Source organism: Ensifer sp. Root558 (assembly GCF_001427045.1).
In the GTDB taxonomy this organism is placed as follows: domain Bacteria; phylum Pseudomonadota; class Alphaproteobacteria; order Rhizobiales; family Rhizobiaceae; genus Ensifer; species Ensifer adhaerens.
The window spans coordinates 1,175,921-1,196,999 of record NZ_LMGC01000001.1 but is presented as its reverse complement, the minus strand read 5'-3'; the positions used below and the strand labels follow the sequence as shown (position 1 = coordinate 1,196,999).

Annotated in this window: 22 protein-coding genes and 1 pseudogene; 10 read left to right on the top strand and 13 right to left on the bottom strand. The window is 62.9% G+C overall.

The genetic code is table 11. The features are described 5' to 3' along the window. Window positions 1-5: 5 nt before the first annotated feature. On the bottom strand, window positions 6-1,865 hold the full coding sequence (locus tag ASD63_RS05905) for a M3 family oligoendopeptidase (RefSeq protein ID WP_034806631.1): 1,860 nt from the start codon (window positions 1,863-1,865) through the stop codon (window positions 6-8). A 187-nt stretch (window positions 1,866-2,052) separates the two neighbouring features. Between ASD63_RS05905 and ASD63_RS05900 the strand changes: the two genes are divergently transcribed. Together ASD63_RS05900 and ASD63_RS05895 are read left to right on the top strand one after the other, a co-directional pair. Further along, window positions 2,053-3,597, top strand: a complete 1,545-nt coding sequence (locus ASD63_RS05900; protein ID WP_060528864.1) for a sigma-54 dependent transcriptional regulator — start codon at window positions 2,053-2,055, stop codon at window positions 3,595-3,597. A 180-nt stretch (window positions 3,598-3,777) separates the two neighbouring features. After that, complete coding sequence (locus tag ASD63_RS05895) at window positions 3,778-5,634, top strand: DUF882 domain-containing protein (RefSeq protein WP_034806108.1); 1,857 nt, start codon at window positions 3,778-3,780, stop codon at window positions 5,632-5,634. Window positions 5,635-5,804: 170 nt separating this feature from the next. On the opposite strand, the gene ASD63_RS05890 is transcribed toward ASD63_RS05895, so the two are convergent. The 3 genes from ASD63_RS05890 to ASD63_RS05880 form a co-directional block, all read right to left on the bottom strand. Further along, entirely contained in the window at window positions 5,805-6,068 is a 264-nt protein-coding gene (locus ASD63_RS05890) for a DUF2312 domain-containing protein (RefSeq protein ID WP_034806111.1), read from the bottom strand. A gap of 232 nt (window positions 6,069-6,300) precedes the next feature. Continuing rightward, the gene (locus ASD63_RS05885) at window positions 6,301-6,609 is read right to left on the bottom strand and encodes a DUF1244 domain-containing protein (RefSeq protein WP_034806113.1); all 309 of its coding nucleotides are present in this window, start codon (window positions 6,607-6,609) and stop codon (window positions 6,301-6,303) included. After that, entirely contained in the window at window positions 6,606-7,415 is an 810-nt protein-coding gene (locus tag ASD63_RS05880) for an N-formylglutamate amidohydrolase (RefSeq protein ID WP_060528863.1), read from the bottom strand. Before ASD63_RS05880 ends, ASD63_RS05885 begins: the two co-directional genes overlap by 4 nt. A gap of 297 nt (window positions 7,416-7,712) precedes the next feature. Between ASD63_RS05880 and ASD63_RS05875 the strand changes: the two are divergent. Then, window positions 7,713-8,084, top strand: a pseudogene (locus ASD63_RS05875) (DUF1036 domain-containing protein); the annotation flags it as partial. Continuing rightward, window positions 8,084-9,523, top strand: coding sequence for a pyruvate kinase (gene pyk, locus ASD63_RS05870; protein ID WP_034806117.1), 1,440 nt, complete (start codon window positions 8,084-8,086; stop codon window positions 9,521-9,523). The pseudogene ASD63_RS05875 and the gene pyk, both read left to right, overlap by 1 nt. Window positions 9,524-9,678: 155 nt before the next feature. Here the strand turns inward: pyk and ASD63_RS05865 are convergent, their stop codons facing one another. From ASD63_RS05865 to ASD63_RS05835, 7 genes are all read right to left on the bottom strand, one after another. Then, the gene (locus tag ASD63_RS05865; RefSeq protein WP_060528862.1) at window positions 9,679-10,683 is read right to left on the bottom strand and encodes an alpha/beta hydrolase; all 1,005 of its coding nucleotides are present in this window, start codon (window positions 10,681-10,683) and stop codon (window positions 9,679-9,681) included. 30 nt (window positions 10,684-10,713) lie between these two features. Then, window positions 10,714-11,049: a hypothetical protein gene (locus ASD63_RS35855; RefSeq protein ID WP_143034267.1), complete on the bottom strand. Its 336-nt coding sequence runs from the start codon at window positions 11,047-11,049 to the stop codon at window positions 10,714-10,716. A 199-nt stretch (window positions 11,050-11,248) separates the two neighbouring features. Beyond that, window positions 11,249-11,863 (bottom strand): hypothetical protein, encoded by a 615-nt coding sequence (locus ASD63_RS05855; protein WP_034806119.1) that lies wholly within the window; start codon window positions 11,861-11,863, stop codon window positions 11,249-11,251. 78 nt (window positions 11,864-11,941) lie between these two features. After that, complete coding sequence (ykgO, locus tag ASD63_RS05850; protein WP_034806120.1) at window positions 11,942-12,067, bottom strand: type B 50S ribosomal protein L36; 126 nt, start codon at window positions 12,065-12,067, stop codon at window positions 11,942-11,944. Window positions 12,068-12,238: 171 nt separating this feature from the next. Further along, window positions 12,239-13,294 (bottom strand): 5-(carboxyamino)imidazole ribonucleotide synthase, encoded by a 1,056-nt coding sequence (locus tag ASD63_RS05845; protein WP_060528861.1) that lies wholly within the window; start codon window positions 13,292-13,294, stop codon window positions 12,239-12,241. Continuing rightward, the gene (gene purE, locus ASD63_RS05840; RefSeq protein ID WP_034806641.1) at window positions 13,291-13,755 is read right to left on the bottom strand and encodes a 5-(carboxyamino)imidazole ribonucleotide mutase; all 465 of its coding nucleotides are present in this window, start codon (window positions 13,753-13,755) and stop codon (window positions 13,291-13,293) included. The genes ASD63_RS05845 and purE overlap by 4 nt, the downstream gene beginning before the upstream one ends. Window positions 13,756-13,809: 54 nt before the next feature. After that, entirely contained in the window at window positions 13,810-14,013 is a 204-nt protein-coding gene (locus tag ASD63_RS05835) for a DUF465 domain-containing protein (RefSeq protein WP_034806122.1), read from the bottom strand. Window positions 14,014-14,226: 213 nt separating this feature from the next. On the opposite strand from ASD63_RS05835, the gene ASD63_RS33960 reads away from it, so the two are divergent. Next, entirely contained in the window at window positions 14,227-14,400 is a 174-nt protein-coding gene (locus ASD63_RS33960) for a DUF465 domain-containing protein (protein WP_034806123.1), read from the top strand. Window positions 14,401-14,556: 156 nt separating this feature from the next. Here ASD63_RS33960 and ASD63_RS05830 read toward each other — a convergent pair whose 3' ends face one another. Both ASD63_RS05830 and ASD63_RS05825 read right to left on the bottom strand, forming a co-directional pair. Further along, window positions 14,557-14,817, bottom strand: a complete 261-nt coding sequence (locus ASD63_RS05830; protein WP_034806124.1) for a metalloregulator ArsR/SmtB family transcription factor — start codon at window positions 14,815-14,817, stop codon at window positions 14,557-14,559. A 100-nt stretch (window positions 14,818-14,917) separates the two neighbouring features. Beyond that, window positions 14,918-15,697: a sulfite exporter TauE/SafE family protein gene (locus tag ASD63_RS05825; RefSeq protein ID WP_034806126.1), complete on the bottom strand. Its 780-nt coding sequence runs from the start codon at window positions 15,695-15,697 to the stop codon at window positions 14,918-14,920. A gap of 106 nt (window positions 15,698-15,803) precedes the next feature. On the opposite strand from ASD63_RS05825, the gene ASD63_RS05820 reads away from it, so the two are divergent. The 5 genes from ASD63_RS05820 to ASD63_RS05800 all read left to right on the top strand — a co-directional run bounded on the left by ASD63_RS05820 (window position 15,804) and on the right by ASD63_RS05800 (window position 21,058). Beyond that, window positions 15,804-16,451 carry a thiamine phosphate synthase gene (locus ASD63_RS05820; RefSeq protein ID WP_034806128.1) on the top strand — a complete coding sequence of 216 codons (648 nt, stop codon included), beginning with the start codon at window positions 15,804-15,806 and terminating at the stop codon, window positions 16,449-16,451. A gap of 9 nt (window positions 16,452-16,460) precedes the next feature. Next, on the top strand, window positions 16,461-17,600 hold the full coding sequence (locus ASD63_RS05815) for a tetratricopeptide repeat protein (RefSeq protein ID WP_034806130.1): 1,140 nt from the start codon (window positions 16,461-16,463) through the stop codon (window positions 17,598-17,600). Between the two features lie 271 nt (window positions 17,601-17,871). Continuing rightward, window positions 17,872-18,672 carry an inositol monophosphatase family protein gene (locus ASD63_RS05810; protein ID WP_034806132.1) on the top strand — a complete coding sequence of 267 codons (801 nt, stop codon included), beginning with the start codon at window positions 17,872-17,874 and terminating at the stop codon, window positions 18,670-18,672. A gap of 253 nt (window positions 18,673-18,925) precedes the next feature. Beyond that, the gene (locus ASD63_RS05805) at window positions 18,926-20,023 is read left to right on the top strand and encodes a MotA/TolQ/ExbB proton channel family protein (RefSeq protein WP_034806134.1); all 1,098 of its coding nucleotides are present in this window, start codon (window positions 18,926-18,928) and stop codon (window positions 20,021-20,023) included. Window positions 20,024-20,026: 3 nt separating this feature from the next. Continuing rightward, complete coding sequence (locus ASD63_RS05800) at window positions 20,027-21,058, top strand: peptidoglycan -binding protein (protein ID WP_034806136.1); 1,032 nt, start codon at window positions 20,027-20,029, stop codon at window positions 21,056-21,058. Window positions 21,059-21,079 lie beyond the last annotated feature (21 nt).

The window sequence follows — 21,079 nt, the reverse complement described above, 5'->3', positions numbered from 1 at the left end:
CCGGATCAGGCCTTATCAAGCGCTTCGAGTTCGTCGATGAGCCCTTCGATCATCGACAGTCCCTGTGCCCAGAACGACGGATCGGTGGCATCGAGGCCGAAGGGGGCGAGCAGTTCGGAATGGTGCTTGGTGCCGCCGGCCTTCAGAAGCTCGAAGTACTTGTCCTGGAAGCCCTGTTCGGCGTTCTGGTAGACCGCGTAGAGCGAGTTCACCAGGCAGTCGCCGAAGGCATAGGCATAGACGTAGAAGGGCGAATGGATGAAGTGCGGGATATAGGCCCAGTAGGTCTCGTAGCCTTCGGAAATCCGGATGGCCGGGCCAAGGCTCTCGTTCTGCACCGACAGCCACAGCTTACCGATATCGTCGGCCGTCAGCTCGCCTTCCTTCCGCGCGGTGTGCACCTTGCGCTCGAACTCGTAGAAGGCGATCTGGCGCACGACCGTGTTGATCATGTCCTCGACCTTCTGGGAGAGCATGGCCTTGCGCTCGCGCTTGTCCTTCGTCTGGTCGAGAAGCGCGCGGAAGGTCAGCATCTCGCCGAAGACAGACGCGGTTTCGGCGAGCGTCAGCGGCGTCGAGGCCATCAACGCGCCCTGTCCGCCGGCAAGCACCTGGTGCACGCCGTGGCCGAGCTCGTGGGCGAGCGTCATCACGTCGCGCGGCTTGCCCATGTAGTTGACGAGCACATAGGGGTGAGCCGACGGCACCGTCGGGTGGGCGAAGGCGCCCGGCGCCTTGCCGGGCCGCACCGGCGCGTCGATCCAGCGCTCATCGAAGAAACGGCGGGCGATATCAGCCATTTCCGGCGCGAAGGCATTATACGCGGAGAGCACCGTGTCCTTGGCCTCGTCCCAGGAGATCAGCGCGTTCGGCGTTTCCGGCAGCGGCGCGTTGCGGTCCCAGAAATCCATCTGCTCCATGCCGAGCCACTTTGCCTTCAGCGAATAGTAGCGGTGCGACAGGCGCGGATAGGCGGACTTGACCGCTTCGGCGAGCGCATCGACGACCTCGCGCTCGACGCGGTTGGCCAGATGCCGGCTGTCGGCAATATCCTTGAAGCCGCGCCAGCGGTCGGAGATTTCCTTGTCCTTGGCGAGCGTGTTGGTGATCAGCGTGAAGGTGCGGATATTGGCCTTGAAGGTTTCCGCCAGCGCCATCGCCGCCTTCTTGCGAACGTCGCTCGACGGGTCCTGCAGCAGGTTCAGGGTGACCTCGAGCGGCAGCGCTTCACCGTCGACAGTGAAGGTGAGGCTTGCCATAGTCTCGTCGAACAGCCGGTTGAAGGCGGCGGCACCGGTCATCGATTTTTCCAGGAAAAGCTGCTCCAGCTTGTCGTCGAGCTGATAGGGCTTGTCCATGCGCAGGTCGGTCAGCCAGGGCTTGTAATGGGCGGCGAGCGCGTCTGTTTCGAGTGCCTTGTCGAGGATCGCGTCGTCGATCCGGTTCAGCTCCAGGGAGAAGAACAGGAGATGCGCCGACATGTCGGTGAGCTTCGACTGCACATCGCCGTAAAGCTTGCCATTCTCCGGCTTGGACGTGTCCGAAAAATAGGTGAGGCCCGCAAACGACGCGATGCGGCCCATGATGTCTTCGAGCGCTTCGAATTCCCGCACGGCGGCGCCGATGCCGGCTTCGCCGCTCTTCGTCGCCGCTTCGGCCAGCTTGCCCTTCCACTTGGTCTCGAAGGCGATCGCGTCGGCATCGGCCTTCGTCATATCGTTGCGAAACGCATCCGAGGAAGCGGAGGCATAAAGATCCTCCAGCCGCCAGGAGGGCAGGTCACCGAGGTCGGCAGCGGCGCCATGGCTCTGGCCGGCGGCGGCGCGGACAACAAATTGCTCGGGGGCGAAGGGGCGGAAGGTCATCGTCGGATTTCTCTCGTTCGTGACAGGAAGAGGCAGCGATATGGGCCCCATTGCTATCGCCGGCAATGGATAAAATGCAAGCATTTCTCAAAACATGATGTTCAGCCCTTTATGGCACAGATGCCTGACGTGATTTGGCACATGAGGTTGGCCAAAGAGTACCGCGTGTCCAGAGCAGGAGGCTTCCGTGACATCACACATTCTGGTCATTGATGACGATCCGGTGCAGCGCCGGTTGCTGACGAACATGATCGAGCGTCTCGGTCATGTGGCGCATCTCGCCGATAACGGCCGCAGCGGTCTGGAACTGCTGGAGCGCAAGGGCGGCATGATCAATGTCATCCTTCTCGATCTCCTGATGCCGGAAATGAACGGCCACGGCTTCCTCGAAGCGCTGGCCGAGCGCGGCGTCGACACGCCGGTCATCGTCCAGACCGGACAGGGCGGCATCGAGACCGTGGTGCACGCGATGCAGGCCGGCGCCTTCGACTTCCTGGTCAAGCCGGTCTCTCCGGAACGGCTGTCCGTGGCCATCAGCAATGCGCTGAAAATGGCAAGCCGTGACGGCAAGGTCAAAACCTCGCGCCGTCCGCGCGGTGGCGCCGTCGGCTTCGATGATATCGTCTCGGCAAGCCCGGCGATGATCCGGGTGATCGACCTTGCACGCCGCGGCGCGCAGTCCAACATCCCGATCGTGCTCGAGGGCGAATCCGGCGTCGGCAAGGAAATGGTGGCGCGCGCCATCCAGTCGGCAAGCGACAGGGTCGGCAAGCCCTTCATCACCGTCAACTGTGGCGCCATCCCGCACAATCTGGTCGAGAGCATTCTCTTCGGTCACGAAAAGGGTGCCTTTACCGGCGCGACCGAAAAGCACACCGGCAAGTTCGTCGATGCGGACGGAGGAACCCTGTTCCTCGACGAGATTGGCGACTTGCCGCTCGAGGTTCAGGTGAAGCTGCTGCGCGCGGTTCAGCAGGGCGAGGTCGAGACGATCGGCGCGCGCCATCCGCAGAAGGTGAACGTGCGGCTGATCTCGGCCACCAATAAGGACCTGATCAACGAAGTGCGCGAAGGGCGGTTCCGCGAGGATCTCTACTACCGCCTCAATGTTTTCCCGATCACCATTCCGGCGCTTCGCCGACGCAAGGAAGATATCCCGGTGCTGGTGCGCTCCTTCGTCGAGCGCTTCGCCGCCGAGCAGCGGCTGAACCAGCCGCTGACGGTATCGAGCGGCGCGCTCGCGCTTCTGACCGCCTATGATTGGCCGGGCAACATTCGCCAGCTCGAGAACGCGATCTTCCGCGCCGTCGTGCTTGCCGAGGGCAACGAACTGACGGTGAAGGATTTCCCGCAGATCGCCACTCAGATACCCGGCTACGTGGTTTCCGATCGTTCGGGCTTCTCCTGGGGCGAGGGCGGACCGGAGCGGGCGCCGGCTGGCGGCGAGACGGCATCAAGCGTCTATCCAGACTTCGCGAGTGCGGCGAAATCCATGGAGGCGGAAGCCTCCAGCGACCCGCGCATGGAGAATGCGATCGCCAGCGTCGACGAGGGCGGAGACGTGCGCAAGCTTGCCGAAGTCGAGGAGGAATTGATTCGTTTTGCGCTGAAATTCTACCGCGGCCAGATGAGTCAGGTGGCCCGAAAGCTCGGTATCGGCCGGTCTACCCTCTACCGCAAGCTGAAGGATTATGGCATCGATCCCGATAACCCTTTGAGAGAGGCGGCATAAAATCGACGCATTCACGATTCATTAGCCGTGCTATTCAGTCACCGCCGTTTAGACCTTGTTAGTGAAGTATTCACTATATTATAAGGGGCGGTGACGACTGTGGCAAATTTGCCATGCTGTCACCTTATTTGACAGTCATCTGAGACAGCGAAGCACGGTTGTCCGTCGGACGGGGATTGAATGCCAAATTTGTTCGGTTTTAAGAAGCCGCTCGGCTCCTTAGCGAGAGTCTGCGCGGCGGTCACCCGCCGGGTGCCGCAGGTTCTGACATCCGTTGCTCTTGCGGCTGCCCTCGTTACGCCTGGTTTTGCTCCTCCCGTGGAGGCCGCAGGCCAGACCCGGACACTGAAGCTCTATTTCATTCATACTCAGGAAAAGGCGCAGATCACCTTCAAGCGCAATGGCCGCTACGACGCCAAGGGTCTGCAGGAAATCAACCGTTTCCTGCGCGACTGGCGTCGCAACGAGCCGACGAAGATGGACCCGCGCCTGCTCGATCTCGTCTGGGAAGTCTACCAGAAGAGCGGATCGCGCGATTACATCCACGTCGTTTCGGCCTATCGTTCGCCGGCGACCAACGGCATGCTGCGTTCGCGTTCGAAGGGCGTCGCCAAGAAGAGCCAGCACATGCTCGGTAAGGCGATGGACTTCTATCTGCCGGATGTGAAGCTGAAGACGCTGCGTGAAATCGGCGTGAAATTCCAGGTGGGCGGCGTCGGTTACTACCCGACTTCCGGCTCGCCTTTCGTCCATATGGATGTCGGTGGCGTTCGCGCCTGGCCGCGCATGAGCCGTGCCGAATTGGCGCGCCTCTTCCCCGACGGCAAGACCATGCATCTGCCGTCCGACGGCAAGCCGCTTCCGGGTTATGACCAGGCGGTTGCCGACTACAAGCGTCGCGTCGGCGCGTCGGCGATCCAGGTCGCCGGTGGCGGCGATACGGGCCCGGGCGATACGGCGAGCGGCAAGCGCCGCGGCAACCTGTTCGCCATGCTCTTTGGCGGCGGCGGTGACGAGGATGAAGAACCCTCGGCAATCGCAGCCGGCCCCGGTGCCGACGATGAAGGTGGCGCAGCTCCTGCTGCCAAGGTGCAGACGGCTGCCGCGCCCGCCGCTCAGGAAGCGCTGCCCGGCGTCGCCGGTTCTGTCGCCGCCGAGCCGACGGTTGCTGCCGAACAGAACATCAATGCGCCGGTCCCGGCGGTGCGGCCTGCCTTCAAGCAAGCGCCTGCCGATGGTGGCGTAGCCGTCGCCCTGGTGGCGCCGGAGAAGAACCCGGCGCAGGAAGCCCTTGCTGCCGCCCTGCCGCCAACCTCGGAAATGCCGAGCGAATTTGCCGACCTCGGCTCGATGAAGGTTCCTGTGCCGCAAATGCTTGACCGCCGCGACATGAACACGCTCGTCGCATCCGCCGATGCCGAGCCGGACATGCAGGCGCTCGGTTTCGTGCCGGTTCCGGCCGTGCGGCCCGCGGGTGACGCGGCGCTTGCCGCCGTTGCCGATGCACAGGTCGTGATCCCCTCCTTCGCGGAGCGCCCGGTCGTGGCATCCGCCGAACCGCCGCGCGACGTGGCGGCTGAAGCCAAGACCCGTGTCGCGCTTGCCCAGCCGACGCCAGCTGAACGTCAGCCGGTTGCCCAGCCGCAGCCGATCGAGATGGCAGCCTATGCGCCGCAGTCGGGTACAAATGCGCGCGCCGCGATCTTCGACAGCGCCTTCGACACGCAGGCGGAAGCTCCGGCCAAGGGCGGCCGACCGAAGAAGAACGACGCCGATGCCGCGACCCGCTCATCGGTGCGCGCCGAGCCGAAGCTGACCCAGAAGATCATTTCCGAATGGGCGCTTTCGACCGGCCGCGTCGCAACGCTTTCCAAGCCGGTGAAGGCGCCGCGCTTCGTCAGCAAGTCTCTGCGTACTGCTCCGACGACAGTCTATGCCGCCGGCTTCTCCAGCAGCGCCGGACCAAACGTCGACACGGCCCGGTTCAGCGGCAATGCCGTCAACTTCATGGAAGTGAAGAAGTTCAGCACCAACTGAGCTTCCACCAAACCATAGACACGAAAAAGCCCGCCGACCTGGCGGGCTTTTTCGTATCTGCATTCTGTCTTCGCCTTATGTCGGCTCCCGGCTGCATTGAGAGCCTCTGCTGCCGGCGTTCACGCGCGGAAGGCGAAGGCCGCCGACAGGCGGCCTTCAAAAAGGCTTGCTTATTCCTCGTCGGCTGCCGGCACCATGCCGAGCGCCTGGAGGTAGGTGTCGAGGATCGCTTCCTGTTCCATGCGCTCGTCGTGGTCCTGCTTGCGGATCGAAATGACCTTGCGCAGGATCTTGGCGTCGAAACCTGTGGACTTGGCTTCGCCATAGACGTCCTTGATGTCGTCGGCGATGGTCTTCTTTTCTTCTTCCAGGCGTTCGATCCGTTCGATGAAAGCACGAAGCTGATCGCGTGCGACGCCGTGAGCATCCGACATGGTCTTCTCCTTGATAGGGGGAATGGAATTTCTTGGGTGCCGTGACGTGCCGCGAACGGCCGCCAAGGTCAAGGGTGATTGCGCAACAACGCGGTCATTTCCGTGGCAGAGGCGGGCGAAACGACCCTTATTCCTTTGATCACGACGGTTTGCGTCGGCTCGATCCAGCCATCATTTTCAAGCGGCTTACGAGTTAGAGTGGAATGCCGCGGAAACCCGCACACGCCTTTCCTCACTCAGCTTTGGGCCGGTTGAGCTCGAACGCCGCCTTTTGTTCTGCGGATGCTTCCCTCTGGTTGCGCTCGCGCCATTCCTCGTAGGGCATGCCGTAGATGATCTCGCGCGATTCCTCCTTGGCAAGCGGAACGCCCGCCTGTTCGGCGGCTTCGCGATACCAATTGGACAGGCAGTTGCGGCAGAAGCCGGCGAGGTTCATCAGGTCGATGTTCTGGACATCGCTGCGCTCGCGCAGATGGTTGACCAGCCGGCGAAAGGCGGCGGCTTCGAAGGCGATCTGTTGCTCCGGGGTCAGTTCGGTCATGGTCGCTGGTCCTCTTCATCATAGGCGCCGGTGCGCGAGATGTGCCGCTCGTACCGATGCAGTTCGGGCATGGCGTTCAGGCTTGCGAGGATCGGCGCCAGCCGCTCGGCCCAGGCGGCAACGCCTTCAGCGTCGGCGATCAGATCCTGCCGCACCTCGATCAGGGCATGCGAAATGCCCGGCACCATGCAGTGCCGGAACATGGTATCGCCGCGCAACGCGCCGTCATAGGGTTCATTGTTGCCGACGACGATATCGCCCGGTGCCTCGAGCCTGTCGATCAGTGGCCGAACGGCGCGGCCGTCGCTGTCCCAGAGGACGGCGGCGTGCCAGGGACGGGCGACGCCCTTCCAGGCCGGCGTGTAGGAATGGATGGAGATGACCAGCGGTGCTGCGCCATGCGCCTCGGCGCTTCGGCCGATCGTCTCGGAGACGGCGCGGTGATAGGGACGATGGAACCGGTTCAGCCGGTTTTCCCACTCCTGCTCGGTGATGGGATGGTTTCCCGGAATGATCGCTCCGTCGGAAATCCGCATGATCAGCGTCGGGTCGTCCTCGCCGCGATTGGGATCGATCAGCAAGCGCGAGAAGCAGCCGAGAACGGCCGGCGCATCGAGCATCGCAGACACGCGCCGCACGAGCGCTTCGACACCGATATCATAGGCGATGTGCCGCTCGAAGGCCGCGGCGGGAAGGCCGAGACTGCCATACTCGGCAGGCAGCCGGTTCATCGCGTGATCGGCAAGGAGCACGAGCCCGGTTGTGGGCTTGGCTTCGATAATCTCATAGGGAGAATAGTGTTGCATGCCGTTCCAGTCCGTTTCAGCGCCCCGTCTCGCTGATCGCACGCGAGGGCGTCAATCGCAAGAAAAACGCAACTGTTTATCGAAATCCGAAAGCAATTTACCGATTGTAATCGATTAGAGTTACGTTGACTTTCGGGGCTGCCCGTCGCAAGAAAGTGCCACGCAAATCAAAACGGAGTTCCATCGGAAACCGTGTCCAGATATCCTTTTTCCAAAGCGAAGCCGGGGCTGACGACACTGGGAGGCATCCTCCTGTTTCTCCTGGCAACATCAAGCTCATTTCTTTTCGCCAGCGACGCACGCGCCGACTTCCGCGTGTGCAACGGCACCCAGACACTGGTTGGTGTGGCCATCGGCTACCGGGCCAAGGACGGCTGGATGACGGAAGGCTGGTGGCAGGTGCCTGCCAACACCTGCGCGACCCTGATCGAGGGCGAGCTACAGTCACGATATTATTATCTTTACGCGGAAGATGCGGCCCGTGGCGGCCGCTGGACCGGTGACGTCAACATGTGCGTTGCCGAGAACGAATTCAAAATCACGGGCGTGCAGGACTGCTTCGCCCGCGGCTTCCAGCGCATGGGATTCAAAGAGTACGACACGGGACGGCAGGGAAGCTGGATGGTTCAGCTTTCGGATCCGTCCGGCACGCAGGAAAGCCAGAATTGATGAAGCGGAACAGAAAAGTCAAAATCCTCGCAACGCTCGGACCGGCGTCTTCGGACGAGCAGATGATCCAGAAGCTGCACGAGGCCGGGGCCGATCTGTTCCGCATCAACATGAGCCATGCGAGCCACGACGTGATGCGCACGCTGGTGCAGCGCATCCGCGCAGTCGAGGCGCGCTGTGGCCGGCCGATCGGCATCCTCGGCGACCTGCAGGGACCGAAGCTGCGCGTCGGCAAGTTCGCGGAAGGCAAGGTGGACCTGAAGGTCGGCCAGACCTTCACGCTCGACAACAAGGACGTGCCTGGCGACAACACCCGCGTCTATCTGCCCCATCCGGAGATCCTCGAAGCGGTCAAGCCCGGCCATCGCCTGCTGATCGACGACGGCAAGCTGCACCTGAAGGCTGAAAAGACCGATGGCAAGAGCATCGTCACGACGGTCGTCGCCGGCACGAAGATCTCCGACCGCAAGGGCGTCAGCCTGCCCGATACGCTGCTTGCCGTCGGCGTACTGACCGACAAGGATCGTGCCGACCTCGACGCCGTTCTGGCGACCGGCGAATTCGACTGGGTGGCGCTCTCCTTCGTGCAGCGTCCGGAAGATCTGGCAGAGGTTCGCAAGATCGCCCGCGGCCGCGTCGGCCTGATGTCGAAGATCGAAAAGCCGCAGGCGCTCGACCGCATCGACGAGATCATCGAGCTCTCCGACGCACTGATGGTTGCCCGCGGTGACCTCGGCGTCGAGATGCCGCTGGAATCGGTGCCGGGCCTGCAGAAGCAGCTGACGCGTGCATGTCGCCGCGCCGGCAAGCCGGTAGTGGTCGCCACCCAGATGCTGGAATCGATGATTTCGGCTCCGGTCCCGACGCGCGCCGAAGTCTCCGACGTCGCGACAGCCGTCTTCGAAGGTGCGGACGCCGTCATGCTTTCGGCAGAATCGGCCTCGGGCGAATATCCGGTGGAAGCCGTTTCGACCATGGCGTCGATCGCCAGCAACGTCGAGCGCGACCCGCATTATTCCAGCATCATCTACGCGCAGCGCACGCCGCCGGAAGCCACCGGTGCCGACGCGATTTCGCTTGCGGCCCACCAGATCGCCGAGACGCTGCGGCTCTCTGCCATCGTCTGCTACACCTCGTCGGGTACGACGGGTCTGCGCGCCGCCCGCGAGCGGCCGCAGGTGCCGATCATCGCGCTGTCGCCGATCGTGCAGACGGCGCGCCGCCTTTCGGTCGTCTGGGGCCTACATTGCGTCGTCACCGAGGATGCGACAGACCTCGACGACATGGTCAACCGCGCATGCCGCATCGTTGCCTCGGAAGGCTTCGGCAAGCCGGGCGAACGCATCATCATTTCGGCCGGCGTGCCGCTCGGTACCCCTGGCGCGACCAACATGCTGCGTATCGCCTATATCGGCTCGGACGGCATGAGCGGCGTCTGACGCCCGCTCTCTTTTTCGGACTGCAACGAAACCCCCGGAGCGCTGATCCGCTCCTGGGGTTTCGTGTTTTGTTGATGATGGCAGCTAGCGGGATAACGGGCGCGCCGAGAAAGGCTGCCAGATGAGGTGCGGCCCCAACGGATGGCCTGGCACGATCAGGGTGTCTTGGCGGCGGCAAGCCTTTCTTCGGCGCGCTTTACTGCCGCATCCAGATCCCCGGGCTTGCCGGCCAGCTTCTCCACCGCGGCGACGATGACATCAGTGACCACATAGTCGGGCTTATGGCCGAGATTGCCGATCCAGAGCAACTCGGCGCCGGGGATATCGCGCGCCAGCCCGCGTGAGTGGATATCGGCCAGCACGATGCCATCGCTGTCGCCGGTGATGATCACCGTCGGTGCGGCGATCTCCCGGTAGCGCGGCGCGGTCGCGGTCAGATAGGCGTGCAGGTTGGCGATGTCGCGGGCATTGCTGAGGAAGGTCGAGGGACGCAGCACGAGATGCGGGCCGGTCTTGTCGATGTAGTCGGCCGGCCGTGGATTGGGCGAAAAGATCGAGTGCGTGCCGCCCTCGATGCGCCGCTGCCCAAGCGGCGTCACCAGCGTGTGGGCGAAGAGCCAGCCGGCGAAGGGCAGGGCCGTCAGGCGGTAATACCAGTCGATGCCGCCGGGCCAGGGATGGGTCGCCGGCGCCAGCAGGACGAGGCCGGCGGTCTTGTCCGGGTGGTTGAGGGCGAAGCTCGCTGCAATCGCGCCGCCGAAGGAGTGGCCGACGATCACGGCGCGACGGATGCCGCGCTTGTCCATCAGCTTTGCGGTCGCATCCGCCTGACCGTCCGGCAAGTCGTTTTCCGGCCCGCCGCGCTCCGAGTAGCCGTGGCCCGGGCGATCGACGAACAGCATCTCGGCGCGGCCGTCAAGGGCCGGTGCGAAGGCATGCAGCTGGTCGAGCAGGTTGCCGCTGGCGCCATGGATGAAGACGACGGGCAAGAGGTCGGCTTGTCCGCCGGCGGGCAGGTGTACGCTGTTCATGCGGTAGCCGCCGATGTCGATCAGTTCGCCGACATTGGGAAAGCGCCGGGCGAAGCTACGCGCGTGCCAGAGGCTGTAGGCGACGCCGGCGAGTATCAGTGCAAGGAACAGGAGCGCAACTGGGAACATCGTCTCTATTTGTCTTCCGGCGCCCGGCTTTCAAGGCGTAAGCGAACCCTTGGGGCCACCGGCACTTATCCTTTGCCATTGCGGCCAGATGTCGTCCACGGCGCGCCGGCGGGCCAGTACGAACTCTGGCAGCGCCCCATCCCGGTTGCCTTTGTTGTAGCGGTTGTCCGTGCGATCGACAACGAGGACTGGAGGCGCGCCGAATTGATCGGCTGTGATGTCGACGATGAAATCGCCGCATTCGACCCAGGCATGGCTTTGCCAGCTCTTCCCGCAGTTGAAGCCGAACGGTCCGATTTCAGGCTCCAACGGCCCGCTGCGCGGCGTTCCGCAGACCCAGTCGGCGCTGAAGCCTTGGGTGCTCAAGACGCGCTGCAGGAACAGGCTCGTGCGGCCGCAGGTGCCTTGCGAGGCGATCGTGGGGCGGTCCGCGCCGGCGTGACGATGCCATTCAATCCAGATCGGTTCGATGAAATGGCGCGCGGCTGTCGCGATCTTCAGAAGCGATGTCCTGTCGGAGAGGATGGGCGGTGGCGGGCTTGGCAATCGACTGGAACGCGCGTTGTCAGGTCTTGCTGCCGGCAAGTTTCTCGGCAAGTTCGCCCAGTTGTTCCTGCGCCTTGCGATCGGCGGGATAAATGTCCAGGAACTGTTCCCACGCACGCATGGCAAGCTCATCCTTGCCGGAGGCGCCGAGGATTGCCGCCATGCCGGCAAGTGCGCCAAAGTGGCGGGGCTCGATCGACAGCACGCGATTGATGTCCGACATGGATTTCCGGTAGTTGCCCATCGCGTAATGCAGTGTCGCGCGGCGGTTCCAGCCTTCGACATAATTGGGTGCAAGGGCGATAACCTGGTCGAGGATATCGAGAGCGGCCGGCTGCTTGTTGTCGGTGATCGCCTTGTCGGCCCATTGCATCAGCAGGTTGACGGTGGCGCTGCCGGAATCCTGCCACTCGATGCGGATCTGGTTGGAGAGCTCGCGTGCCTTGTCGGGGTCGCGCTCCTTTTTCAGGTCGGCGAACAGGGTGTCGAGGCGCTGCTTCGGGGTGGTGAGGCTGGTTGCTTCCGGTTGGGTCGAGGCTTCCGCCGCGAAGGAAACATTGCCAGCTCCCGTGGAGGTGGCGAGCAGGGCGGAACACGCCAGAATCAAGGGTATAAAAACTCGCATGGCGAGCATGTTAGCTCGCCACGGAATAACTTCAAAATCAATTCTGGGACATCGCTTGAGCGCTGTCCCCAAGTCCCCTGTCGGGTCTCAGCCCTGACGAGCCTTGAAGCGCGGGTTGGACTTGTTGATGATGTAGATGCGGCCCTTGCGACGAACCAGACGGTTTTCGCGGTGGCGGGTCTTGAGCGACTTGAGCGAATTCTTGATCTTCATTTTCCTGATCCGCAGGTTTCGGGGAATGAAAATTCGCCCGGTATCTCTAACAATCAAAAGCGCGCCCGTGAGCGCGCTCCTTTAAGGTGGGATGGCAAATACCGTGTCACCCCTGGTGTGTCAACCACAAGACGCCCCATTTTGGTGTCTTGCCCCGCATTTCTATGGTCCTCAGCCGCGGACGAGCCGCGTGACGTGGCCCATCTTGCGGCCGGCGCGGGCCTCGGTCTTGCCGTAGAGGTGCACCAGCACGTCATCCTCGGCAAGCCATGCGGGGACCGTGTCGAGGTCGTCGCCGATCAGGTTCTGCATGACGCAGTCCGAATGGCGACGCGGATTGCCGAGCGGCAGTCCGGCGACGGCACGGATATGCTGCTCGAACTGCGAGACGACGCAGGCAGCTTCCGTCCAGTGGCCGGAATTGTGCACGCGGGGCGCCATCTCGTTGACGATCAGGCTGCCGTCGGCGAGCACGAAGAACTCGACGCCGATGACGCCGACATAGCCGAGCGCATCGAGGATCGCCTTGGCGGCAACCCGTGCCGCTTCGCCGGCCGCAGCACCGATCTCTGCCGGGACCGTCGAGGTATGGAGGATGCCGTTGCGATGCACGTTTTCCGCCGGATCGAAACAGGCAACGGCGCCATCGGGCGCGCGGGCTGCGATGATCGAGATTTCGCGCTCGAAGGGCACGAAGCTTTCGAGGATCAGCGGTACGCCGCCGAGTGCTGCGAAAGCGCCCGCCGGGCCGTCTGCCGTCGAGCGGAAGACGCGCTGTCCCTTGCCGTCATAGCCGAGGCGACGGGTTTTCAGCACGCCGGTCCCGCCGAAATCCGCAAGGGCCGCTTCAAGGTCGGCCTGGCTGTCGACGGCATGGAAGCGCGCCGTGGCAATGCCGCAGCCGTTGATGAAGCGTTTCTCGGTGAGGCGGTCCTGCGCGACTTCCAGCGCTTTCGGTGGCGGGAAGACGGGGCGTTTTGCCGCCAGTCGCTCGGCAGCCGCGACCGGAACGTTCTCGAATTCGTAGGTGATGATGTCGCTGACTTCAGCAAGCTTTCCGAGCGCGGCTTCGTCGTCATAGGCAGCGATGATCTGGTCGTTTGCGACCTGGGCAGCCGGACAGTCGACCTGCGGCTCGAGGATGACCGTGCGGAAGTTCAGTCGGGCGGCTGCCATCGCCAGCATGCGGCCGAGCTGGCCGCCGCCGATAATGCCGATGGTGGTCATGCCTCGTCCACCGGATACTCGGCAACGGCAATGGTCTGCTGTTCGCGCCAGTCGTCGAGCCGGTCGGCGAGGTCCTCGTCGCCAAGCGCAAGGACGGCTGCGGCAAGGAGGGCTGCGTTGACGGCACCGGCGCGGCCGATCGCCAGCGTTCCGACCGGGATGCCGGCCGGCATCTGGACAATCGACAGCAGGCTGTCCTGGCCGGAAAGCGCCTTCGACTGCACGGGGACGCCGAAGACCGGCAGCGGCGTCATCGAGGCACACATGCCGGGCAGATGCGCTGCACCTCCGGCACCGGCGATGATGACCTTGAAGCCCTCGTCGCGGGCGCCCTTGGCGAAGCTGACCAGCCGATCGGGCGTGCGATGGGCCGAAACGATGCGTGCCTCATAGGGAATGTCGAGCGCGTCGAGCGTATCGGCGGCGTTCTTCATCGTCTCCCAGTCCGACTGGCTTCCCATGATGATGGCGACGGGTGGGGTCGTGGTGTCGATCACGTCTGTCCTGTTCCGCGTTCAGGCGATGATATCGGGAATGATCTGGTCTTCGATCTTGCTGATCTTGTCCTTGATCGCCAGCTTCTTCTTCTTCATGCGCTGCACTCTGAGCGCGTCGCAGCCGGTCTCGATCATGGCGTTGATGGCAGCATCATAGTCTTCATGTTCCTGCCTCAGCCGCGCGGCGGTCAGTCTGAGTTCGGCCTGGTCCTGGTCCGGCATGCAAAGCGATCCCCATCAGCCCGGTTGCGAAGTCCTCCTCGAACCGGAATTTCATGCGCCGCTCTATCACATCTTGGGCGGTAACGGGAAGTTATCCCTCGTCATCATTTCGCCTTCGACAAATGAAAAATGGCATGGCACAGTAGTAAGGTTACAACCATGAAACATCCGGCATTTGCGTGCCGGATGCAAGCAAAAGGAAGGGACTGCCAAATGACTGTTGAGGCTCATCTTGCAACGCTTGAGAAAAAACATGGCGCCCTGGAGCAGGAGCTCCACGTAGCGATGAATCAGCCGTCCGTGGAAGACGAACTGATTACCGATATCAAGCGAAGGAAGCTGCGCATCAAGGACGAAATCGAAAGGCTTCGCTCCTCGACTCACTGATTATCAACGGTATTTCCCAGAACCATCGGGAAGCGCCATCTCCCCTCTGAGTAGGCGCAACAAGGTTTAGAACCAATCCCCCACAGTGGAATATACGGAATTTCGGGCCGGGCTTGACGCCCGGTCCTCTTGTTTTCCGGGTCGTCGCTTCCAAGCTCAAGACCAGAACTGGTCGAGCCAGAGGTTGAGGCGGTCAAACCCCGGCCGGTTGATCGCATAGATCCGCCGCGTGCCGCTCGCCGAGACCGAGACCAAATTGCAGTCCAGCAAGGCTTTCAGGTGCTGCGATACGGCCGGACGGCTGATCGGCAAGCCTTCGGCCAGCTCGTTCACGGTTTTCGGCGCGCGCCGCAATTCCTCCAGCAGGTGGCGCCGGTTCGGGTCCGCAATGGCATCGAAAGGGTCCGCGATCGTCATGGGCGGACGTTAGGCGAATTTTTGCAAGGCAGCAAGAATTTTGTGCGGTGCGAAACGCTAATTTTGCTTTGCAATATTTCCGTAATACTTGGGTGGCGGCTCAGCCGCCCGCAGCGAGGCCGACGATACCGTCCCAGAGCAGCTTCGAGCCCGCGATGAAGGCCATGCTATACATGAAGGGGTAGAAGATCTGCGGCTTCATGCGGCGAACGATAAAGGCGCCGCACACGGTCGCGACGATCGCCAGCGGAAAGAGTGTCGCCGAGATTTTCAGGTTGCTGAGGTCGAGTTGCCCGAGCGCGAAATAGGGAATGAGCTTCACCGCGTTCAGGATCGCGAAGAAGCGCACGATCGTGCCGGTATATTCGCGCGGGTCGAGCTGCAGTGGCAGCGCGTAGATCTGGAAGGGCGGGCCGCCGGCATGCGCAACGAAGCTGCCATAGCCGGCGAACGAGCCCCAAAGCGCCGCCGGCCCGGCCCGCTGCGTCTTCGGCGCGATGGTGATGCCGAGGCGCATGCGCCAGATGTTGTAGACGTAGCGAAGCACGAAGAGCACGGTGATCAGGCCGATGATCAGGCGGAGCAGGTCACGCGAGACATAGGCGGAGGTTGCCCAGCCGATGACGATGCCGGCAATGGCGCCGGGCAAAAGCATGAAAAGGGTCTTGCGGTCGCCATGCTTGCGCCACATCCAGAGCGATACAAGATCCATCGCGATCAGGATCGGCAGGAGAAGGGCGGCGGCCTGGACGGGCGACACCGCCATCGACAATATCGGTACACCCATGAGCGAAAGTGCTTCCCCCATGCCGCCCTTGCTGAGGCCGACAAGCAGAACGGCCGGGATGGCGATAAGGTAGAAGTCGAGATCCGGAAGCATGGGTGGCTGTTGATCCTTTTGCAGTCTCCGTCTATCGGTTTTCGGAAATGAAATCGAGCGCTGGTTTCGCGGCTTACGCGGCACAGCCGGAAATGGATATCTGAGCATGACAACAGAACGCTGCCGCCTGGTGCTGATCGCGCCCGACATGCCCGATGCGGCGGAACGTGCCAAGGTGCTCGCCGACGCGCTCAAGGGTGGCGACGTCGCCTCGGTGATCGTGCCGCAATACGGGCTCGACGATAGCGAGTTCCAGAAGCATGCCGAGCGCCTGGTGCCGGTCATCCAGGAGGCGGGCGCCGCAGCACTGATCGCGGGTGACTCGCGCGTTGCCGGTCGCGCCAAGGCGGATGGCCTGCATGTTGCCGGCAATGCCGAAGTGCTCGGTGAGGCGGTCGAGAAGCACACGCCGAAGCTGATCGTCGGCGGCGGCAACGCGGCCGACCGCCACCATGCGCTGGAGATCGGCGAAGTGCGCCCGGACTACGTGTTCTTCGGCAGGACCGACGGCGACATCAAGCCGGAGGCGCATTCGAAGAACCTCGCGCTTGCCGAATGGTGGGCGTCGATGATCGAGATCCCGTGCATCGTCATGGGCGGCACCGATCCGCAATCGGCGCTTGCAGTGGCGGAGACCGGTGCCGAGTTCGTGGCGCTTCGTCTGGCCGTCTTCGGTGAGCCAGGACAGGCGCCCTCCGTCGTTGCCGCGGTCAACGCGTTGCTTGACGAAAAAGCGCCACGGTTTGAAGATTAAGACGTTTCGATGTTGAACCGTCCGTCTTCCAGATTGAGTCGAGGTCTTTCCCTTGTCGCCCTGGCCGTTGCCCTGGCGCTGCCGGCGCATGCGCAGGAGAAGCCGTCCGCAAGCGACGATGCCGGCGTCGAAAAGCGTGGCCGCATCACGCCCTTCAACGGCGCTGCGATGCCCGAAGGAGCCGAGACTGGCGACAAGTCGAACGCGGCTTCGGACAAGAAGCCGGCGGACGGCACGGCGCCATCTGGAGGCGTGGGTGTCTTTGATCGCATGGGCGCCGAATTGCCGGCGCTGCCGGCCGAAAAACCCTTCGCCGGCAAGGTCGACGACGCCTACGGCGCGTTTCAGCGCGGCTATTACCTGACCGCGATGGATCTGGCGCTGCCACGGGCGCAGCTCGGCGATCCTGCGGCACAGACGCTGATTGCCGAAATCTTGCAGCAGGGGCTTGGCGTCGTGCGCAACCCGCAGCAGGCTGCCTTCTGGTATGGCCAGGCGGCGGAAAAAGGCGACCCGGCGGCGATGTTCAAATATGCCCTGATCCTGATGGAGGGGCGCTACGCCAAGCGTGACCGGAAAAAGTCCGAAGAGCTGATGAAGAAGGCGGCCGATCTCGGCAATGGCTCGGCACAGTTCAATTACGGCCAGACGCTCGTTGCCGACAATCCCGGACCGAAGGGATTGAAGCTGGCGATGCCCTATTACGAGAAGTCGGCCGAACAGGGCATTGCCGACGCGCAATATGCGTTGTCGCAGATCCTGGTCAATGTCGACGGCATCGAGGAAAGCAAGCGGGCGCGTGCCCGCGAATGGCTGATCCGTGCGGCGCGGGCGGGCTTCGATACCGCCCAGTTGGACATCGCGATCTGGATGATCGAAGGCATTGCCGGTGATCGGAACCTGGAGGACGGCTTCGGCTGGATGCGCCGGGCGGCCGAGGGCGGCAACGTGGTGGCGCAGAACCGTCTCTCGCATCTCTATGTCAATGCCATCGGCACGAGGCCCAACCCGGTCGAGGCGGCGAAATGGTATGTGCTGTCACGCCGTGCCGGTCTCAAGGACGATGCGCTCGAGGACTTCTACCTCGGTCTTAATGAAGAGCAGCAGAAGCAGGCGCTGAGTGCGGCCAACAGGTATCGCCGGAGCTGAGCGAGGCGGAATCCCGTCGCCGCCGGCCGGCAAAAATGCTATTTCGCTTGAACTCGCGGGGCTTTTGTGGTTCTGAGGCCGCGGTTTTGCTCGTGGCGCCATGACAGTGGCAGCAATGCGCGAGCGGAGTGAGACTTCACTCGGTTTTTTGACGACGGAGCACGGTTTGCAGCTTGCCCTTGAGGCCAGTAATGCGCCTATGTTTCGTCAAGCAGGTTCAACGTCCGATCGAACGCGTTCGATCGGCCTTCGTTTTTCAAGGGATCGCCAGATGGCCCGTTCAGCACTTCTCAATGTCATGGTTCAGGCCGCCTTCAAGGCGGGCAAGTCGTTGTCCCGCGATTTCGGCGAAGTCCAGAACCTGCAGGTGTCGCTCAAGGGACCGGGCGACTATGTTTCGCAGGCCGATCGTAAGGCCGAAAAGCTCATTCGCGAAGAACTCCTGAAGGCTCGCCCGACCTATGGCTTCCTCGGCGAGGAAGGCGAAGAGATCATCGGCACCGACGGTGCGCACCGCTGGATCGTCGATCCGCTCGACGGCACCACCAACTTCCTGCACGGCATTCCGCATTTCGCCGTTTCGATCGCACTGGAGCGCCAGGGCGAGATCGTCGGCGCTGTCGTCTTCAACCCGGCAACCGATGAACTCTACACGGCCGAGCGCGGCGGTGGCGCCTTCCTCAACGACCGTCGTTTGCGCGTCGCTGCACGCAAGCATCTTTCCGATGCCGTCATCGCCACCGGCACGCCGCATCTTGGCCGCGGCAACCACGGCAAGTACCTGATCGAACTGCGCCATGTGATGGGCGAAGTTGCAGGTATCCGCCGCATGGGCTCGGCTGCGCTCGATCTTGCCTATGTCGCTGCCGGCCGTTTCGACGGCTACTGGGAGCGCGACCTTGCCGCTTGGGATATTGCCGCCGGTGTGCTTCTCATTCGCGAAGCCGGTGGTTGGACGCACGATATCAACGGCGGCGCCCGCCCGGTCGATGACGGTTCGGTCATCTGCGGCAACGAGTACATCGTCAAGGCGCTGACGGAAGTCGTTCATCGCCCGGTGCCGACGAAGTAAGTCGCAATCCCGTTCGTTCCGAAGCCTCCGATGCGCACCCCGCATCGGAGGCTTTGTTTTTGGCACGAAGCTGGGCGGTGCAACACGACACCGCCACAGGCCTGTGCCTAACTGGCGACCTGCAGGCCGTGGCGCGATCCTGGCTGCATACACAAATTGGCCCTTGAATCGATTTCGGTTTCAGGAATTATGCGATAGGCTCCGGGCCGGCGCGGCGCCGTTCCGTCAAGTGAAGCGGGAGATACTCATACCCATGACGAAACTGCATCTGTCCGGTTGGAACGGTCGGGAAGGCATGGAAGACGGCTACAACCCGCACAAGCTGTCGAGCCCCATGCACTATTTCTGGACGATGGTGGTCTTTCTGATCATCGTCGGATTTGTCGGTGCGATCCTCTTTCGCCAGGCACAGAACGCCTTTCTCGCCAATCCCGGCCTGAACGGGCTGATCCTCGGGGTGCTCCTGATCGGCATCCTGCTCGTGTTCAATCATGTACTGGGCTTGCGCCCTGAAGTGCGCTGGTTCAATTCGTTCCGCGCCGCAGGCAGTGCGGACAAGGTCGGGCGGGACCCGGTGCTGCTGGCGCCGATGCGGGCGCTGATCGGCGGCCGCCAGACGGCGATCTCGACGACGGCCCTCCGGTCGATCCTCGATTCCATCGCCACCCGCCTCGACGAATCGCGCGACATTTCGCGTTACCTGACCGGGCTTCTGGTGTTTCTCGGCCTGCTCGGCACATTCTGGGGCCTTCTTGGAACGATCGGCTCGATCAACACGGTCATCCAGTCTCTGGATGCCGGATCGGGAACGACGGAAGACATCCTCTCGGCGCTGAAGAATGGCCTGTCGGCACCGCTCACCGGCATGGGCACGGCGTTTTCGACGTCGCTTTTCGGCCTTTCCGGTTCGCTGATCCTCGGCTTTCTCGATCTGCAGGCCGGGCGCGCGCAGAACCGCTTCTACACCGAGCTTGAAAACTGGCTCTCCTCCGTGACGGACGTCGGCTCGGAACTTTCGCCGGCGCTCGATCTGCCCGCCGGCGCGCCGGTCGAGGAGCTGAAGAGGCTCACCGACCAGCTCGTCCGCCTCAACCATGAGGGCGGCGCGAACCAGCGCACGACCGCGGCCATGGCAAGCCTCGCCGAAGGCATTCAAGGGCTGGTCAAGAACATGCGCGGCGAACAGCAGATGCTGCGGGATTGGATCGAGGCTCAGCAGGACGAAGCCAAGGCGATGCGCAAGACGCTCGACAAGCTGGCATCGCGGGTCGGCATCTCCGACCGGTCGCCTGCGCATGACAAGCCGGCCGTGTCGGCCAAGGCGCGCGTGGAAGAGGCCGGAGGAGAGTAATCCATGGCGCTTGCCCGAAAAGGCCGCTCTCAGCGCACGATCGACTATTGGCCGGGCTTCGTCGACGCACTGTCGACGCTGCTGCTGTCGATCATGTTCCTGCTGACCGTCTTCGTCCTTGCACAGTTTCTGCTCAGTCGCGAAATCAGCGGCAAGGACGAGGTGCTGACGCGGCTGAACAGCCAGATCAACGAACTCACCCAGCTTCTGGCGCTCGAAAAGAGCGGCAAGCAGGATCTCGAGGATTCGCTTGCCAATCTGCAGGCGTCGCTCGCCACGTCCGAAGGCGAACGCTCACGGCTGCAGGCCCTGCTCGACCAGGGCGCCGGGAGCACGGACGCCGCCAACCAGAAGATCGGCCGTCTCGGCTCTGAGCTTGAGACCGAGCGTGAAGTCAGCGCCCGGGCCATGAGCCAGATCGAGCTGCTGAACCAGCAGATCGCCGCGCTCCGCAGCCAGATCGCCGCCATCGAAGTCGCGCTTCAGGCGTCGGAAGCCAAGGACCAGCAGTCGCAGACCAAGATCGCCGATCTCGGACGCCGGCTGAACGTGGCGCTTGCCCAGCGGGTGCAGGAACTCAACCGCTACCGCTCGGACTTCTTCGGACGCCTCCGGGAAATTCTTTCCGACCGTGAAAACATCCGCATCGTCGGCGACCGCTTCGTCTTCCAGTCGGAGGTGCTGTTTCCCTCTGGTGGCAACGACCTCAATCCGGAAGGGCAGGCGGAAATGGCCAAGCTCGCCACCGCGCTGCTCGACCTCGCCAAGGAAATCCCCGCCGAAATCAACTGGGTGCTGCGCGTCGACGGCCACACGGACAATGTGCAGCTTTCAGGCGCCGGGCGCTTCGCCGACAACTGGGAGCTTTCGTCGGCGCGTGCGACCTCCGTGGTCAAGTTCCTGATCTCGAAGGGCGTGCCAGCAGATCGGCTAGTGGCCGCGGGCTTTGGCGAGTACCAGCCGATTGCACCGGGTGAAACCCCTGAGGCGCGGGCGCAGAACCGCCGCATCGAGCTCAAGCTGACCGAGAAATAGACTTCGCTCTCCGCGTATCCC